Genomic DNA, 17,429 nt, shown 5'->3' with positions numbered 1-17,429 from the left:
ACCTCATGTAAGACCAATGAAGGAGTACCTCTGCTTGGTTATCACGTTCGCGAGGACTATGGCCAGTATCTGCACCAACATCAGAAAGACACCGAGTGCAGCGGCCAGGTTGGCGCTCCCGACCGCACTGGTGATGAGCTCCTTCATCTTTGCCGTTATTGGATACCACGTTGAGTTTATGGAACCCAGGGTGATGCCGACGCTGGTCTCACTCATGCAGTAGACGAAGCTCAGCATTGCACCACCGAGTAGATTCAAGAGTATCATTGGAATGAGGATGCTTGTCAGTGCCTTCCACCTCCCCGCACCCAGGTTTATCGCGGCCTCCTCAAGGGAGACGTGAACCTGTTGGATTCCAGCGGAAATAGAGCGCGCCGCGAAGGGCAGACGCCTGATGGAGTACGCGAGTATGAGGGCCGCTCCCGGGAAGAACGCCAGCAGGTTGGTGGGGTCTAGGGCAGTCCCCTTGAAGGGGGGAACCGTCGAGAAGAAGAAGAAATAGCTCATCGCTATGACGATTCCAGGAACCGCTATGGGTATGGTTGCAAGGCTGTCAAGTATAGGGGCGAGTCTGGCCTTCTTGAACCTACCCGCGGCGTAGGAAGCGGTCAGTGAGAGCAGGAGGATGATGAATATCGCCACCGTGGAGTAGAGAAGGCTGTTCTCAATGACCCTGAGTATGTCCGGCTGGGTGAGTAGGGATCCCATGTGGGAGAGTGTGAATCCCTCGGGCCAGGTTCCATACCAGCGTTTTGAGAACGCCAACAGAATAACCCCGATCTGCGGGAATATGGTTATCAGGAGGGTGGGGATAACTAGAAGGTATATTATGGCCGCCTGGAGGGGCCTGGGCTTTGCGACCCTCGGCTTCCACCTGCCACCCTTGCTTAGCATGGCATACTGCTTCATTCCAACGTACCAGCGGATGGTGAGGAAGATTATCAAGGCTATAGTCAGCATCACGAGGGCTAACGCTGCCATCTGCGGATTTCCAATTGCGAATCCTGACACGAAGGAGCTGTAAATCTGGAAGGACATGAGCTTCTTTGCTATCGCGCTTCCCTGGAAAACTATCGGTGCAGCCAGATCCTCAAGGCTGAATATCCCAACGAGGGCGGCTCCAGCCGCTATTCCCGGAAGGGCCAGCGGAAAGGTTACCGTCCTGAAGAGATGGAACCCCCTACTTCCGAGGTTTTCAGCCTGCTCCTCTAAACTTGGGTCAATGTTTATGAAGCTGGCGTAGGCGTTGAGGTAAACTATTGGATAGTACGTCATGGACTGTGCTACGATAACACCAACGAGGCCCTCAATCCAGATTGGATGGGGGAGCAGATGGAGGTGCTGGTAGAATATCCAGTTTATCAATCCGTTCGGCAGGAACATCTTCTGGACCACAACGACGTTGACAAAGGGCGTGACGAGAAGCGGGACGAAGAGTAGGATCCTGACGATGTTCTTTCCTGGGAAATCATAGCGTGCCATAACAAAGGCGAACGAAACCCCCAGAATCGTCGTGAGTATCATGACGCTGATGGACACCAGGATGGAGTTAATGACGACTCCGAAATCCCATCCGCTGAAGAGGTAGATCTGCTGGTTGCCGTATGGAATCAACTGGACAAGGAACCCCGATGGATGAAGCGGATTAAAGTAGTACGGTGACCCGAAGATGCTCTTAAACCAGTATAAGGAGACGTGACCGTTGTAGACGAAGGCCGTCAGGAGCATCACGAGCACGGGGATTACGAGAAACACCAGCAGATACAAGAGGGGAAACAGGAATGATGTCATGACCACGCCGTCCGGCAGAGGGGTGCCGAAAAATCTCTCCACCCATTTGTTAACCGCCATTATGTTAACCTCCCGTTGCTTTTTAACTCACACTGTCCCTCAGTTTCTACCCGGTTTTGATGGGGAAGGTTTTAAAGGTTTCTGAAAGGCTTGCTCTGGAAAATTTTGAATCCCCTAACCCGGATTAACGTTACAACTCTGCACACGGGCATGTTAAAAGAATGGGGCAAATCGGTCAAAATTGAGAAGAAGGTGGAAAAGCACCTCAGCCCTCCATGGACTGAAGATCCTGGAGAACCTTGTTGTACTTCGCCTGGGCGGCCGTTCTCCACTCCTGCATCATCTGACTCTGGAAGGCCGCATCGGTTGCTATCTTGTTGTTTATCTTCGCGGCGTAGTTCTCGGTTAGTGTCGTGATCTGTCCCGTAAGCGGATCCTTGAATTGAATCGGTGCGGTAAGTTCCTGCTCGAGCTTGTTGAACTGGGCCTGGGTTATCTTGCCCGCCTTGAGAGCCTTCACCATTGAAATCCAGGCCTGGTGGAGTGGGCCGTTGGTGTCAATGAGGGTGGCCTTGAAGTAGTACTGCAGGGTGTTGACGATGGCGAGGGCTTCTTTGCTGTTGAACTTTATCCCCTTGCTGTGTATAGCGAGATTGTAAGCCTCGAGGAGTGCGGGCCTAGCCTGGCCGTAGGTCTTGCCCACGAACTTTCCGTTGAAGAGAACGCTGGCGTACTGCTGGGTGATGGTCTGGTTGAATATACCTCCCCATATTGGGAGCCTGTTGATATCAGGACTCATCCAGAGGGCCTGACCCTGGGTGAGAACCCAGTAGATGAAGGCCTGCGCAGCCTGGGGGTGCTTGCTGTACTTGAGAAGTGCGATTGGATCACCGTTGATAACACTCTCTCCCTTCGGGATGACGTAGACACAGTTCGGGTTCTGCTTCATTGCGGTGTAACCGTAGAAGTCGATGGTGTTCCCTGCGGCAATCGCACCGTTTATGACCGCATCCCTGACGGCGTCGCTGGCCTCATAGATCTTGGAGTTTGCAGCTATGAGTGTCATTACCCTCCATCCCTTGTCCCATCCAAAGGCTTGGAGGATGATCTGATAGATCATGGTATTCGAGGTGCTCCTGGTCGGGTCTGCTATGCCGTACTGCGGCGGGTCGCGTGCCCATGCGGGTGAGGCAACATCTTCCCATTTCTCCGGGAACGGAAGGTTCTGCTTCTTGAGAACCTGCTTGTTGACCGTGAAACCGAAGGACGAAAGCGCCGCCGCTATCCAGTAAACCTTACCGTTCTGGTCCCTCCTGACCATCGGCATTCCGGCAAGCTCGGTTGGTATCTTGGTGCCGAGGAGGTCGAGTATCTTCTGGTCAGTTATCGGGGTGAGGTAACCCATCTTGTACATGTCGTCGAAGAGAGTCGGACCTCCTCCCCATCCAACGTCAGCGCCCTGCTTGATGTACTGTGGCCAGAGGGCCTCGGGAACGCCTATGAACTTGAGGTTGGTTATGTGATACTCCTTCGCTATCGCGCTCTTGAGGAAGAGTTGCTTTGTCTTGTACTGGATGGTCGCGTCGTGTCTGGTCACAATAACTAGGGTTATACCCTTTCCGCTACTTCCAGAGGTGGCTGTTGTTGAACCGCTGCTCCCATTGCTACCCATACATCCGCTGGCCACAACACTTAAGGCCAGCACCAGAATGAAAAGTGCAGCCGCAACCTTTTTCATTCAAATCCCTCCTGCCAAATTAGGAAGGTTTGTTAAAAATACTATGGTTCAAACATAAAAGTAAGGAAGAGCTCACTCCCTCTTCTTCCTGAGTAGGAGTGGAAGCGCTGCGAGGCCGACTATCAAAGCTGGACCACAGATGCTGCTTCCGCTACCGCTTGAACTGGAGCTGGTCTCTGGTTTCTTGGTCATTTCAAGGCTCCACGCGAAGATGTTGCTTATAACCTGTGGACCGTCAAGCGGAACCTTGTAGTACTCGCTGGTCCACATCGGCTCGTAGCCTCCAATCGGGGTCTCGCCGCTGACGATTATAACGTCGGGTTTCTTGCCCTTGGGGGTTACTATCTGAACCGCTATAATCGGGAACTGCCCTGTGCTGCCGGCACTGTAGGCCTTCCCCGCGGGGGGGTTGTTCTCCGTGATATCTGAGCTGTTGCTACTGTGGACAATGACGTAGGCGTCCTGTGGTTTGAGGTTCGGCTTGAGCTGGTGCCAGCTTCCGCTTCCGTCGGGGTTGTCAACCCATGCAATGACACCCGGACCGTGGGCAAGTATCTTTCCATCGTGCTTGAGGTTCTGGACTAGGATGTTCCTCATTGGGGTGTCCTTCCAGGGGTCGTCATAGGCAATGACACGGTAGGCCTTTCCGCCTGCGTTGCTAACGGCGTCTTCGACGGAGCAGAGGTCAACGCGCAGGTTGGTTATGTTGAGTTGGTCGAGGAGGCTGTCAACGAACTGCTGAGTCTTGACGCCGCTTCCGTAGTCGCTGTCGCCGGCAACCCAGAGAACATGCCCACCCTCAAGGAGCCACTTCCTTATTGCCTGGATTTCATCCGGAAGGAACGGGCTTGTGGGCTGGCCCAGTATAAGCATGGTAACGTTGTTGTTGTGGAGGGCGTCGTAGGTTATCTTGGAACCTATGTCCTTAATGCCCAGTTCGTCCTCGTACTTCGTGTCGCCGAAGTAAACGAACTTGTACTGAGTCAGAACGTCAAGCATTCCATCCGTAAGGGTCTTGTTCTTGTAGGTAACCGGTGTCAGTCCCTTCGGGTTCTCGCCGTGGGCGAGATCCACTGCTATAACTGGCTTTCCGGTGCTTGCAGCGCTGGCCATGGGTGTGGCAAAAACACCAAAAAGAGACAGCAGCACGACAGCTGCTATTACTATGACAACCTTCTTCATGGTATCACCCGGTTATGTAACGAAGAGGAAGTTATAAATCTTATGAATCAGGAAGTTTTTCGGCCCTGTTAAACTTTCCGGGCCAAGATATGACTGGAAACTTTGGGGTAAAACCCTTAAAGGTCTGCACCGTTTTCCACTCAGGTGGTGAGCATGGACATAGATAGCAGGATAGAACTCATAAAGCGAAAACCTACTGAGGAACTTCTAACCGAGGAGAACCTCAGGCATCTCTTAGAGATTGGAGTCCCGATGAAACACTACATCGGGTTCGAGATAAGCGGTTACATTCACCTCGGAACAGGCCTGATGGCCGGCGCTAAAATAGCCGACCTCCAAAAGGCGGGGGTCAAGACGAGGATTTTCCTGGCGGACTGGCACAGCTGGATCAACGACAAGCTCGGTGGTGACTTGGATGTTATACAGAAGGTCGCCCTGGGCTACTTCAAGGAGGGCATGAAGCAGAGCATAAAGGTTATGGGCGGCGACCCTGAGGAGGTGGAGTTCGTCCTCGCGAGCGAGATACTGGAGAAGGGCGACTACTGGCAGACCGTCATAGACATATCCAAGAACGTGACCTTGGCCAGGATGATGCGCTCGATAACCATAATGGGACGCCAGATGGGTGAGGCCATAGACTTCGCCAAGCTTATCTACCCCGCCATGCAGGTGGCGGACATCTACTATCAGGATGTCACAATAGCCCATGCAGGAATGGATCAGAGGAAGGCCCACGTTATAGCGATAGAAGTGGCCCAGAAGCTAAAGTACCACGCCCTCGAATGGAAGGGTGAGAAGCTCAAGCCGGTCGCCCTGCACCACCACCTCCTCCTCGGCCTCCAGGAGCCGCCCGTCTGGCCGATAGAGAGCGAGGAGCAGTTCAAGGAGCTCAAAACCCAGATGAAGATGAGCAAGAGCAAGCCCTACTCAGCGGTCTTCATCCATGACACCCCCGAGGAGATAAAGGGGAAGCTAAGGAAAGCATTCTGCCCTGCCCGGGAGGTCAAGTACAACCCGGTCCTCGATTGGGCCGAGCACATAATCTTCCGCGAGGAGCCGACCGAGTTCACCATCCACAGGCCGGCAAAGTTCGGCGGAGACGTCACATACACCACCTTTGAGGAGTTGAAGGGGGACTTCGCCGAGGGCAAGCTTCACCCGCTCGACCTCAAGAACGCCGTTGCCGACTATCTTGTTGACCTCCTCAAGCCGGTCAGGGACTACTTCGAGAAACACCCAGAGCCGCTCGAGCTCATGAACCAGGTGAAGATAACCCGCTGACTTTCGGATTTTTGTTTTATTCATAGATACCTTTATGAACACACCTCGGTGAGAAAATGCCCGGAATTGACGAAAGGGATAGGGAGATGCTGAGGATTCTGCGTGAGGAGGGCAGGATAACCCTAACTGAACTGGGAAGGAGGATAGGTCTCTCACCAGCGAGCGTGAGGAACAGACTTGACAAACTTGAGAGACTCGGTGCAATTAGGGGGTATTCAGCCGTTGTTGACCCTGCTTTCCTAGATGAGTACGTCTCGGTCTTCTTCGAACTCACCCTCGCGATAGACGATCACACCGTTGACCCAATCCTCCGAAAAGTGGCAGAGATGGGAGAAGTTGAGTCCCTCTACAGGAGGAGCGGGGAGAGGCAGATACTGGTGAAGGCCCACTTCCACGATACGGACGAGGTCAAGGCCTTCGCCGGAAAGCTGAAGCGGATCCTTGGTAGGAACCTTGAGCGGGTTGAGGCCACGCTGATAATCGACACATTCAAGGAGTGTTGGATTCAGGAGAAGTGAGGGTTGGGCGATGCTCTTTGTAATCAGACCCGGGAGAAAGAAAAACGAGCTTGAGGCGTTCTTCATAGAGAACGAACCTGAGAAGTTGACCCAGATGAGGAACCTCAAGGCCGACGCGATTTACCGCTTCATAATGCACGAAGGGAGGCTCTTCAAAGTCCTTGAGGGGAGCCAGTACAGGAACCCAAAGGAGATGGAGAAGCTCCTTCGCCAAGCCAGGATAGTCCTCGTAAACGCCGAAGAATGGGGGGACTACTTCAGGAGGAGGCTCCAGAACAAAAGGGTTGAGGGGGCTGAGCTTTGTCGGCTCTGCCTCCTCGAGGGGAAGATAACGGTCCTTACTGAAGGAAACCGCATCAGATACCATGACGAGTATATCTGTGAGCGCTGTGCCGAGGATGAGCTTAAGAGGGAGCTCCGCTTCCGCTTCAAGAGCACCGCCATGTTTGACCAGGCAAGGAAGCTCCTTGAGCGCTTTCGCGATATGGATAAAGTCCTCTACGCCTTCGACCCGCGCTTCGACCCGACGAAACACCCAGAGGTAACGAAGTGGGATGAACTGAAGGCAAAGCACGTGAAAGTTGAGAAGCTTAATATTGATGAGCTTCCGATTCCAGAGAAGTTTAAGGGGGTCCTGAGGGCAGAGGGGGTTAAGGAACTCCTTCCGGTTCAAAGCCTGGCGGTCAAAAACGGCCTCCTTGAGGGGAAGAACCTCCTCATCGTTTCCGCCACGGCGAGCGGTAAAACGCTTATAGGCGAGCTTGCCGGCGTTCCAAAGGCCATGAAAGGCCAGAAGATGCTCTTTTTGGTGCCGCTCGTGGCTTTGGCCAACCAGAAATACGGGGACTTCAAGAGGCGTTACTCCAAACTCGGCCTTCGCGTTGCCATCCGCGTTGGTATGAGTAGGATAAAGACGAGGGACGAGCTGGTGGTCGTTGATACTGGCATAGACGCCGACATAATCGTCGGAACCTACGAGGGGATAGACTACCTGCTTAGAGCTGGGAGGAGGATAGGAAACGTCGGGACGATCGTCATCGACGAAATTCACACCCTCGACGATGAGGAGCGCGGTCCCCGCTTGGATGGCCTCATAGCTCGCTTGAGAAAACTCTACCCCACTGCCCAGTTTATAGGTTTGAGCGCGACCGTCGGAAACGCGGAGGAGCTGGCAAAAGAACTTGGACTAAAGCTCGTCCCCTACGACGAAAGACCCGTTGACCTGGAGAGACACATCATCATAGCCAGAAGTGAGAGCGAGAAGCGGAGGCACATAGCGGCTCTTTGTAAGGTCGAAACAATGAGGAAGTCCAAGCAGGGTTACAAAGGACAGACGATAGTCTTCACCTTCTCAAGGAAGAGGACGCACGAATTGGCCGCCTATCTCACGAGCAAAGGCCTCCGTGCAAAGCCCTATCATTCGGGTTTGCCCTACAAGCAGAGGAAGCTCACAGAGATGGAGTTTCTCGCTCAGAGGCTCGACGTTGTTGTCACAACCGCGGCCCTCGGGGCGGGAGTTGACTTCCCTGCCTCGCAGGTAATCTTTGAAAGTCTCGCGATGGGGAACAAGTGGCTCTCCGTCAGGGAGTTCCACCAGATGCTTGGGAGGGCTGGGAGGCCCCTCTACCACGAAAAGGGGAGGGTCTACCTTATCGTCGAGCCGGGTAGGAAGTACTCTGCCCAGGTGGATGGCTCAGAAGATGAGGTGGCATTTAAACTCCTAACTGCACCGGTAGAACCCGTAGCCGTTGAGTGGAGCGACGAACTTGAACAGGACAACGTCCTGGCCCACTCCTGCGTCTTCAACAGGCTAAATGCTATAGAAGAGGTTCAGTCTAGGTGTCTCGGGGCGAACCAGAGCGCGGAGAGAGTTTTGGAGAAGCTGGGGGAGTTTGAGCTTGTAAGACTCAGGAAACCCCTGGTTGATGTCACCCCATATGGAAGGGCTGTCAGCATGAGCTTTCTGCTCCCCAAAGAGGCAGAGTTCATAAGGAAGAACATCGGCAAAAAGCCGCCCAGGTGGATAGCGGTCAAGCTTCTTCCCTTTGAGAACTTATACATGAGTGCAACCCTTCAGAGGGAACTTGAGAGAGCCGTGAGGGGAAGGCTGAGTGCAAACGTCTTCTCCCCGAGCTTCTCATCGATTTTGGAGGAACTCGACAAGGTCATCCCCGAGGTCAGTCCCAACGCGGCTGAGAGGCTCTTTACCCTTTACCAGGACTTCTTCATGTGCGGTGAAGAGGACTGCACGGACTATGCTATGGAGCGCGTGAGCAACATGATAATCGAGCTAAGGAGGAGCGGAAGGCATCCGACAGGGATAGCAGAGCAATTCAGGAAGGTCTACGGCCTCATCGTTTATCCCGGTGATGTTTTCACGTGGCTTGACGGCATCGTGAGAAAGCTTGAGGCGGTGGAGAGGATAGCGGGGGTCTTCCGCGTTCGGAAAGCGGAGGAAGAGGCAAAGACCCTAAAGAGAGAAATAGAGGAGGGAAGGACCCTCACACCTGGAGCACCAGCTGCGCCGGGTCGCGTATCGCTGGACCTAGGCCAAGGAGGTAGACAATGAAATACCAGAAGCGCCTCTCGTTCTCGTCCTTGACGTAGCCGTTGATGATATAGTAAGTCACTACGAGGATGAACGTTATCCATGGATAGTAAACGAAGGGGCCGAACCACTGCACCAGGTAGTGCTCAAGCCAGTGAACCTCATGGTAGTGGTAGTAATGAATTCCCACCACTGTTGAACCCATATCGTACATATGGGCTAAAACGGCGTAGAGGTAGAACCTATCGAAGGGCTTCCACTTGTAGAATGCTAGAACGACAGCCCAGCTTACAAGGGTATAGAGTATCGTGAGTTCGTAGGGCTGCCAGTTCACCGCGTGTACCACGAAGAGGTAGTTGGCCCAGATGGCCAGGGCGGTTCCCCATGCGGTGGTTATGATTGGATATCTCTTCAGCTTGGCGTCGAGAACAAGAACGGGGCCGAATAGTAGTGCCGCGGTTATGAATATACCGGGCGTGAGTATCCAAGGGTTCTCTGGAAAGACTTTGCCGTCAACGAGGGCGCGTAGGGTGGCCCCGAAGGCTATCATCGGTGTGACCGCTAGAAGAAAGCGCTCGTCGATTTTGATTCCGAGGGGTTTGATTATGTAACGATACGCATATAATGCGGCAACTCCCAAAGTGAGCGCATAAACGACAGTGTTAACTGCATTGTAGCCGCTCCGCGTGAACATCGGGTGCCAGAAGTATGAATAGAAGAAATCCCAGAGGTCGTGCCACAGCAGTTCCATCGTTTCCTCCCTCCGCAGGGGATTGAAGGGGCGGCTTAAAACCCTTTTGGAACAACCCTAGAAATTTTAAATACTCTGGAATCGTAATCGAAACGGTGATATCATGTACGGCTATATGCACGACCCCATGCTTCAAGTGAGTGCGGTTGGAATAGTGGCCTTTCTAGTGGCGCTCTTCATAGCGGCAATTTTCCTGTGGCTGGCGGGAAAACTCATAGGTATTGAGAAGGCATCGATAGGTCGCTCGATGGTGGCTATACTTGGCGGTGGAATTCTCGCGGCGATAGTCATGGCATTAACGGCCCTCGTCTTGGCACCCCTAGCTCCTTTCTTGGGTTTCTTAGCCAACCTCTGGGCGGTGAAGGTCGTCTTTGACACTGGCTGGATCAAGGCGTTTCTAGCCTGGTTGCTCGCGGCCATCATAGCAGGTATAGTAATGGGCATTTTGGCGTTCCTCGGTCTCTTCACGCTTGGCGCCCTCTCGACGCTCTGAGTTTCTCCATATCCCTATTTATCTGTCTGGAAACAGCAATGGAAAATTATAAATATCCCAACGCAGGAGTCACGTTGATGGGTATGTTCTTCAAGCCAGCCGAGCTTCAGCCGCGTGAGGTGAAACCCTTTGACGCTTTTCCAGTCGGCCTACCGGCCGGGGGTGTCTCGGGCATAGTCTTTGCGGACCAGCTCTCGGAGGAGATCTTCATACACCACATCATCGCATCAACCCTGAGTAACAGTTCAGTATACCACATCGGGCCGGGAAGTCTCTCCATCCGGGTTCTTGAAAAACTGACCGAGTCAGCATCGAACCTCTACGCGGGAAACACCTATACCGCCGAGGAACTGATGAGCGCGCTTAGACTGGTTGAGGAAGATTCCCTCGTCGTTGTTCGCAGGTTTCCACTCATCTCGAACCTCTCCGCGGGGACAGTAATCGAGACAAAGCGCACCGCGGATGAAAAGGGTCTTACATTGGTCCTCTGCCATCCGGCCCTTGAACTCAACGAACTTGATCTCCCAGGAGAGTTCAAGAGGTTATTCCTTCTGCCAGAGATCTTTGACCTCCTCGCCGTTCTCAGGACGAACTCATACCGCGGCCATTACCGTATGAACGTCACGGTTCTACGCACCCCAGCCGAATACGTGGCCAGCATTGGTGACCATTCGATTCCGATTGATTCCCTTGTCAAGCCCTTCCTTTACCGCGGGTAGATGCTGATGTGGCCCAGATCGAGGCCATAGCGAGCGTAGAGAGCCAGCACAAAGAAAACCACCATCAGAACGAGAACCATGTAATCCCTCCTGCCCATCCTTATCTCACGGATGAAGGTCCTCTTCGGAGAGGCTCCAAAGCCCCTGCTCTCAAGGGCGATGCTGAGGTCGTGGGCGGTCTTGAGGGACGAAACGAGGAGGGGAATCAGGACGGCAGTCATCTTCCTCGCCCGGGTTATGAAGTTGCCCTTCTCAACCTCCCAGCCGCGACTCTTCTGCGCGTCCATTATGGTCCCTGCGAGCCTGTAAAGGGTCGGGATGTAGCGGAGGGAGATGGAAATGGTTAACCCGTACTCGTGGGGCATACCGAGCTTCACGAAGCCGAGGATCAAATCCCCTTGACTCGTCGTTGCTAGGAGAAGAAAGGTAAGCAGGGCGAACGTCAGGAGCCTCATGGAGAAGGATACCCCGAATAGAACACCCATGAACCTTGGTTTGTATATCAACGGCCAGATAATAATGGTTATCACAACTATCGGGAGGAGGGGCTTTAGAAGTGTGACCTGTTCCCAAACCGATATCTTTCCCAGGACTACACCTATGAGAAGGAAGATAAAGAACAGAGGGATCAGAATCGTCGGATCATTGTAAAGCATTATCGCGGCTATCCCGAGGATGGTGCCTACTATCTTCACCCTCGGGTCAAGGTGGTGGAGGAACGAATCCCTCTCACGGTAAAATTGCGCCATCAACGCCCTCACCACTCAGTTTTTCTATTAGCTCAGGGACGCTCCTCACAAAGCCCGTGCCGAGCTTCCTGCCTATCTCCAGGAGTTCAGGTCTGTCAAGTCCATAAGAACGGAGATCAAATGAGAAAAACTCTTCAACGGGACCATCGAAGGTCTTCCTTCCGTTCTCAAGGAGGACAACCCTCTCAGCCAGCCTGAGGACGAGTTCCATGTCGTGGGTGATTAGGAGAATCCCATGCCCGTCCGAGTGGAGCCTCCCTATCGCCTCAGCCACACTCTCAAAGCTTCTAGCGTCGAGACCAGTCGTTGGCTCGTCGAGGATGATGTAGCGGGGCTTCATTGCCAGGATGCAGGCTATAGCTAATCTCTGTTTCTCACCCCCACTCAGGGAGTAGGGCGTCCTCTCCTCGTAGCCCTCCAGGTTAACGGCTTTCAGCGCCCACTTCACGCGCTCCTCAATTTCCTTCTCATCCAGACCAAGGTTCTTAGGCCCGAGGGCAACTTCCCTAAAAACGTTCTCTTCGAAAAACATGTGCTCTGGATTCTGGAAAACGTAGCCAACAATCCCGCTCAGCTCGGCAACGCTGTGCTCCCGTGTGTCTAGTCCATCGACCTTAACAGCTCCTTCCGTCGGCTTGAGCAGGCCGTTCAGGTGCTTCGCGAAGGTGGTTTTTCCACTCCCGTTCTGGCCGACGAGGGCGACTACCTCGTTTCCCATCTCGAAGTCTATTCCCATGAGCACCTCACGGCCGTTCTCGTAGGTGTGATGAAGGTTTTTAACCTGGATCATCGTGGGGAATTCAAGCCAGCACTTTAAAAGGTTTGCAGGGTGGTAGGATGAACTCAAAGGATGTTGCCTTCGCGGGACTCTTCGCGGCGTTAACAGCTGTTGGAGCACAGATAAGCGTTCCAATCGGTCCTGTTCCCTTCACTTTCCAGGTTTTCTTTGTCCTCCTGAGCGGAATCCTTATGGGGGCGAGGTTGGGATTCCTAAGCCAGCTCGCCTATATCATAATTGGGGCCGTAGGCTTTCCGGTCTTTGCGGAGTTCTCCGGCGGTTTTGCCCATCTCTACGGTCCAACCGGCGGCTACCTGGTTGCGTTCCCCATAGCGGCCCTGCTCGCCGGGTATATCACGGAGAGGAGCAATGAAAGTGCCATGGGAATGGCCATCAGCGTCCTGTTAGGACTTGCGGTCATTTACCTCCTCGGGTGGCTTAGGATTGGGTTCTACCTCGGCGGGAACTTCGTAAAAGCCCTCGAACTCGGGGTTCTGCCATTTCTGCCCCTTGATCTCATCAAAGCGGCCTTGGCGGTGGCAACTGCGAAAACGGTGAGAAAAATGGTGGGGATGACATAGAGGCTCAGCGGCCTGCCATGGCGTCTTCGAGCGTTTTCACGGCTTTCTTCTGGTCAAGGGATGCAGTCCTTATATCCGATAGAATCTGAATTCTGCGGAGGTTGCTCAAAATCGGGCCATACCTTATCGCGTCCCCATAGTGTGCCGCAGCGGTGGCGTTGAACCCCTGAGCTAGTGCCAGAGTCCCGTTGTCAACTCCACCATCACGGGCTTCCACGTAGAGGGTGTTATACTTTTCAAGGTTGGTGATGTAATGCCGGTAGTAGTAGAAGTTCAACATCAGGAAGCTCACGCTGCTTTTGATGACTGGGACAGCGGGTGGTGCGGCGCGGCTTAGGTCGGTTAGCACCAGGGATCTGTAGAACTCCATCCATTTGCTCCCTCCCCTAGCGACACTGTACTCTATGGTCAGCCCAGTGACTGAGACCCATCCTTTTCCCAGTGGGTAAATCGCTGTACTCGGCCTGCTGTAGTCCGGTGTCCCCGAGGGTGACTGGACGGTTATTATTTCGGCGTCTGCCGGTAGATTGGCAAGGTAGCCGTGGCTCGAGTAGCTGCTGGTTAGAGTAGTGTTGTTTGCGATCACATAGTCCGAGTTCGAGTAGCTCTGAACTATCGTGACGTTCCTTGGCAGGCTCGTCGTCCACAGGCCTCCGCCCCACCCCCAGTTAGCGGCGTGTATCTCTAGCGTCCTGCCCGCCCTCACGTAGTCTTCCAGCTTGCCCATCTGGGGGCCTATCTCATCGTAGAACGCCTGGTTCTGGTCGCTTGCGATGATTATCATATCATAATCCTTCACAAGCTCACCGGTGGTCGTGTTCTGAAGCTCTGCGCTCGTCATGACCTTATACGTGATGTTCATGGCCTTGAGGGTGGTTTCAATGGTCGGGGAACCCCAGGCGTCAACGTTTTTTAAGATCAGCACGTTGTGATCCACGGTTGGATTGGCAGAAACGGGTTGCTGCCCCAACGTGGCCATCAAACTGAAGATCATCAAGAAAGAAAGTGCGACACCCAAAATTTTTCTCATTCCTTCTCATCTCCCTTTAAACACGGACAGAAAGAGGTCGTCTCTCGCCCACTGTGTTAGTATACGCCTTCATACTACTTAAGACTTCTGCAAAAATTTGCAAGATTTTCAATTAAGTGCTTTGGGAGCTTAGGGTTCGTTCAACGCCCTCTCCGCGAAGCTCACGTCAAAGGAGTTCCTAACCTTGAAGAAGCTCAGCGTAACTTTAGGGTTTCTCTTTGTCAGCTCCTCGATCGATACCGGTTCGTATTCGAGGAACTCGGCTATACTGCTTAGGCTTCTGTAACCTTCCGCTAAAGCCGCGTCTATCGCGTCCGCCAGCGCATCTGGATCGTATATTGCATGCGCAATCTCCGCCGTCCCATCCTTCCAAACTGGTATCAGCGCCTCCGGCTCGTTCTCGTAGAAGAGGCCCACCAGGTAGTTCACTAGGAATGGCATCACGAGCGGCATGTTGCCCTCGGCGAGGAAGAAGGGCCCATCCGGCACCGCCTTGAAGAGGGCCTCCATCTTGCTTCTCGCGTTTACAGGGAGGGGATTCATAACGTGGAGCGAGTAGGCCTTCAGCTTGTTATTCCTAACAACGGTGAAAATCTCCCCTACCCTCTTGCTCATCAACAGCCTCTCCTCTGTGAGCTTTACCATGGGCTTGCCGTTTACTGGAACCGTGTAGTTCTCCCACTTTTTCTCTGGAAATGCTATGACTACTGCCCGCATGGAGACGGGTCGCCATTCGTCCTTAAAAACCTTTTTTAAAGTGACTGTCATATATCCAAAATTTCCCTCAAAAAATTTAAATTATGTCTTGTATTTCCACAAATGGTGGTCTAAATGATACCAAGATTGATGAGCACTCAGCATCCTGACAACGTTTACATGCCCTTCTTCGCCAGTTCTCCCGCGATGGGGGGAGAGGATGAGGTGACGGAGGCCTTCTACGCCTTCAACGTTCTCGGGATAGAGGAGCAGATGTGGGACTTTGAGGGCAAGGAGGTGGATGAGTTCGTCGTCAAAAAGCTTTTTGAGCGGTACGGGCACTTCTTCAGGCACCGCAGGCTGGGCGGGGAGTTCAGACTGACCCCGAGGGTTCCCAACCCGAGTGTGGAAAAGGCGGAAGCAAAGCTTCTCCTTGAAACCCTTGAAGCGATCCCCCGCTCCGCGGACTACGCTCGGATATTCTACGGCGAGGAGACGGCCCCGATATTCGAGGTCATCCTGCCGATGGCAACCTCTCCTCACGAGCTGAACAGGGTCTACGAACTCTACAGGCACTACATAGCCGGAAAGCAGTACAAGAGGGTCTATGACATAAAGCTCCACGAGTGGATAGGGGAGTTCTACCCCGAGGAGATAAGCGTCATCCCTCTCTTCGAGACGAAGGAGGCCATCCTGGGTGCGGCAGGGGTCGTGGCCGAGTACCTGAGGGGGAAAGAGTTCGAGCACCAGAGGGTCTTCTTGGCCAGGAGCGACCCTGCAATGAACTATGGCCTGATAAGTGCTGTGCTCTACGACAAAAAGGCCCTCTTTGACCTTCAGGAGTTGGAAGAGAGAACTGGGGTTGAGATGTACCCCATCATAGGAGTCGGCGGTGCTCCATTCAGAGGGCACTTTACGCCTAGGAACGTAGACGCGGTGCTGGAGGAGTACCCGAGCGCTCAGACCTATACGGTTCAGAGCTCGTTTAAGTACGACAATCCCATGAAGGAAGTCATGAAAGCCGTTGAGAGGGTTAAATCAAGAGAGAGGAGCCGTGCGAATCCTGTGCCTGGGGAGGTTCTCTCCACTCTGAAAAAGTACGAAGAGAGGTATTCGAGGGAGTTAAAGGCACTCGTCCCATACATCCGAGAAACTGCGAAGTACGTTCCCTCCAGGAGACGACGGAAGCTTCATATTGGGATCTTTGGTTATTCGAGGGAGGTGAACGGCTCAGCTCTGCCGAGGGCGATAAAATTCACGGCCTCGCTCTACTCCCTAGGAATCCCACCGGAGCTGCTTGGCCTAGATGCACTCAGCGAGAAAGAGCTTGAGTTCCTCTCGGAGCACTATCACAGCCTCTACAACGACGTTGAGTTCGCCTTCCGCTACTTTAATCCAATGGCAGTTGAGCGCTTCCCGTTCCTCAAATCCATTGCGGAGATGGCGAGAGATTACGAGCGGGATGAAGCCCATGGGGAGATAACCTCGAGGATACTAGGAGGAGATCTTGACGAGGCACTCATAGTTGAGGCTGCGGGCATAAGGGGCTTCCTGGGTTAGCCTTTTATCCCCCCTTCGAGACATGTCTAATGGTACCATGTTTGCGGAATTCGCTCTGGATTTCACCTTTATCCTTGGATGGGCACTTTTTTTTACTCCCTTATCCTGAGGCAGAGGAGCGTTGCCAGAGCCTGCTTGGCATTCTTATCCTTTTTGTGGTTATGACCATCTTTAACCGCTACCGCTTTCAGGGGAGCCTCCTTGGCTGGTTCCTTGGAATCTCCGTAAGCTTCTTCGCCGGTCTATGGCTCGTTCAGAAGTACGGCCCTAAAAAGCCGACGGACGAGAGTGCCATAGCCATTTTCCTCCTCGGTCTGCTGATTTTGGCCCTTCTTTTAGTCCTCACTCTGCTCCTCTGAGCGAAACTTTTATATACTAAAAGTTACTAAAATTCCTTGACAAAAACGCGGAGATGATGCCAATGGCAGAGATGGTGATCCCGTACCCAAGACTCCAAGAGATACTCGAGAAAACATGCGAGCTGGCCGTAATAAAGCCACGCGCCGAGGAAATGATGGAAATAGTTGAGAAGAAGCTCTCCGATCTCTTTGAGATGGCCTACGAAATGCCAAAGCCGAGCGCTCCAAAACCATAAAGCTAAGGCACATACCAATAGCAAAGGGCTTTAGGTCGTCGATGGAGCTTTTAGGGCGGTCATTGAGGACGAGAAGGTTGGGATGGAGCCAATCAGGAAGTATGTCCTCAGGAAGATATCCGGTGACATCCCGCTTGAAGAGGAGGTCGTAAACGAGCTTCCGGTCATAACTGGAACCCTCTTCGTGCTCGTCGGCAGGGTTATTAAGGCCCTCCATCCGGAGATCAAGAACGTCTACCCAGAGCACATCGAGGAAGGTGCTGGATTATACGCTTTGATTTTTCTGTTTTCTGATATTGTTCTTTAAACGTCGTCCATGACGAAAAGTTTATATATTTCGAATAAGTAGTTATTGTAGTAATACAATGACTCGACTAGCACTGTTTTATTATGCGGGAAAGAAAATTACACCTAAAGAA

At 53.0% G+C, this 17,429-nt stretch carries 16 protein-coding genes and 1 pseudogene; 9 read left to right on the top strand and 8 right to left on the bottom strand.

Annotation, left to right across the window (positions count from 1 at the left end; translation table 11 throughout):
• Positions 1-3 precede the first annotated feature (3 nt).
• The 3 genes from MV421_RS07800 to MV421_RS07790 form a co-directional block, all read right to left on the bottom strand.
• Positions 4-1,851, bottom strand: a complete 1,848-nt coding sequence (locus MV421_RS07800) for an iron ABC transporter permease (RefSeq protein ID WP_297503458.1) — start codon at positions 1,849-1,851, stop codon at positions 4-6.
• 205 nt (positions 1,852-2,056) lie between these two features.
• Positions 2,057-3,529 (bottom strand): extracellular solute-binding protein, encoded by a 1,473-nt coding sequence (locus MV421_RS07795; protein ID WP_297420144.1) that lies wholly within the window; start codon positions 3,527-3,529, stop codon positions 2,057-2,059.
• A 72-nt stretch (positions 3,530-3,601) separates the two neighbouring features.
• Complete coding sequence (locus MV421_RS07790; protein WP_297518122.1) at positions 3,602-4,711, bottom strand: CGP-CTERM sorting domain-containing protein; 1,110 nt, start codon at positions 4,709-4,711, stop codon at positions 3,602-3,604.
• A gap of 153 nt (positions 4,712-4,864) precedes the next feature.
• On the opposite strand from MV421_RS07790, the gene MV421_RS07785 reads away from it, so the two are divergent.
• The 3 genes from MV421_RS07785 to MV421_RS07775 are packed head-to-tail and all read left to right on the top strand — an operon-like array spanning position 4,865 to position 9,079.
• Entirely contained in the window at positions 4,865-5,992 is a 1,128-nt protein-coding gene (locus MV421_RS07785) for a tyrosine--tRNA ligase (protein ID WP_297420172.1), read from the top strand.
• 56 nt (positions 5,993-6,048) lie between these two features.
• Positions 6,049-6,510 carry an Lrp/AsnC family transcriptional regulator gene (locus MV421_RS07780; protein ID WP_297420139.1) on the top strand — a complete coding sequence of 154 codons (462 nt, stop codon included), beginning with the start codon at positions 6,049-6,051 and terminating at the stop codon, positions 6,508-6,510.
• Positions 6,511-6,520: 10 nt separating this feature from the next.
• Positions 6,521-9,079: a DEAD/DEAH box helicase gene (locus tag MV421_RS07775; RefSeq protein WP_297504131.1), complete on the top strand. Its 2,559-nt coding sequence runs from the start codon at positions 6,521-6,523 to the stop codon at positions 9,077-9,079.
• Here MV421_RS07775 and MV421_RS07770 read toward each other — a convergent pair.
• Positions 9,012-9,809, bottom strand: a complete 798-nt coding sequence (locus MV421_RS07770; RefSeq protein WP_297420939.1) for a DUF63 family protein — start codon at positions 9,807-9,809, stop codon at positions 9,012-9,014. The two genes, MV421_RS07775 and MV421_RS07770, sit on opposite strands and share 68 nt — an antisense overlap.
• Before the next feature lie 103 nt (positions 9,810-9,912).
• On the opposite strand from MV421_RS07770, the gene MV421_RS07765 reads away from it, so the two are divergent.
• A complete protein-coding gene (locus MV421_RS07765; RefSeq protein ID WP_297420941.1) occupies positions 9,913-10,302 on the top strand; it encodes a hypothetical protein in 390 nt (129 codons plus the stop codon).
• Between the two features lie 77 nt (positions 10,303-10,379).
• The gene (locus tag MV421_RS07760; RefSeq protein WP_297420943.1) at positions 10,380-11,021 is read left to right on the top strand and encodes a hypothetical protein; all 642 of its coding nucleotides are present in this window, start codon (positions 10,380-10,382) and stop codon (positions 11,019-11,021) included.
• Here MV421_RS07760 and MV421_RS07755 read toward each other — a convergent pair.
• Positions 11,009-11,773: an energy-coupling factor transporter transmembrane protein EcfT gene (locus MV421_RS07755; protein ID WP_297417328.1), complete on the bottom strand. Its 765-nt coding sequence runs from the start codon at positions 11,771-11,773 to the stop codon at positions 11,009-11,011. The genes MV421_RS07760 and MV421_RS07755 overlap by 13 nt on opposite strands.
• A complete protein-coding gene (locus MV421_RS07750; RefSeq protein WP_297417330.1) occupies positions 11,751-12,560 on the bottom strand; it encodes an energy-coupling factor ABC transporter ATP-binding protein in 810 nt (269 codons plus the stop codon). The genes MV421_RS07755 and MV421_RS07750 overlap by 23 nt, the downstream gene beginning before the upstream one ends.
• 47 nt (positions 12,561-12,607) lie before the next feature.
• Between MV421_RS07750 and MV421_RS07745 the strand changes: the two genes are divergently transcribed.
• On the top strand, positions 12,608-13,129 hold the full coding sequence (locus MV421_RS07745) for a biotin transporter BioY (protein WP_297417332.1): 522 nt from the start codon (positions 12,608-12,610) through the stop codon (positions 13,127-13,129).
• 4 nt (positions 13,130-13,133) lie between these two features.
• Here MV421_RS07745 and MV421_RS07740 read toward each other — a convergent pair whose 3' ends face one another.
• Positions 13,134-14,054 carry a pyrolysin gene (locus tag MV421_RS07740; RefSeq protein WP_297504134.1) on the bottom strand — a complete coding sequence of 307 codons (921 nt, stop codon included), beginning with the start codon at positions 14,052-14,054 and terminating at the stop codon, positions 13,134-13,136.
• Between the two features lie 234 nt (positions 14,055-14,288).
• The gene (locus MV421_RS07735) at positions 14,289-14,876 is read right to left on the bottom strand and encodes a molybdenum cofactor guanylyltransferase (RefSeq protein ID WP_297420703.1); all 588 of its coding nucleotides are present in this window, start codon (positions 14,874-14,876) and stop codon (positions 14,289-14,291) included.
• A 114-nt stretch (positions 14,877-14,990) separates the two neighbouring features.
• On the opposite strand from MV421_RS07735, the gene ppcA reads away from it, so the two are divergent.
• The 3 genes and pseudogenes from ppcA to MV421_RS11065 all read left to right on the top strand — a co-directional run bounded on the left by ppcA (position 14,991) and on the right by MV421_RS11065 (position 17,288).
• Positions 14,991-16,415, top strand: a complete 1,425-nt coding sequence (gene ppcA / locus MV421_RS07730; protein ID WP_297420700.1) for a phosphoenolpyruvate carboxylase — start codon at positions 14,991-14,993, stop codon at positions 16,413-16,415.
• Between the two features lie 161 nt (positions 16,416-16,576).
• Positions 16,577-16,774, top strand: a complete 198-nt coding sequence (locus MV421_RS07725) for a hypothetical protein (RefSeq protein ID WP_297420698.1) — start codon at positions 16,577-16,579, stop codon at positions 16,772-16,774.
• Positions 16,775-16,836: 62 nt separating this feature from the next.
• Positions 16,837-17,288, top strand: a pseudogene (locus MV421_RS11065) (DUF1931 family protein).
• The last annotated feature ends 141 nt before the right edge of the window (positions 17,289-17,429 follow it).

It is taken from the genome of Thermococcus sp. (genome assembly GCF_027023865.1).
GTDB lineage: Archaea > Methanobacteriota_B > Thermococci > Thermococcales > Thermococcaceae > Thermococcus.
This window is presented reverse-complemented; position numbering and strand designations above follow the sequence as displayed.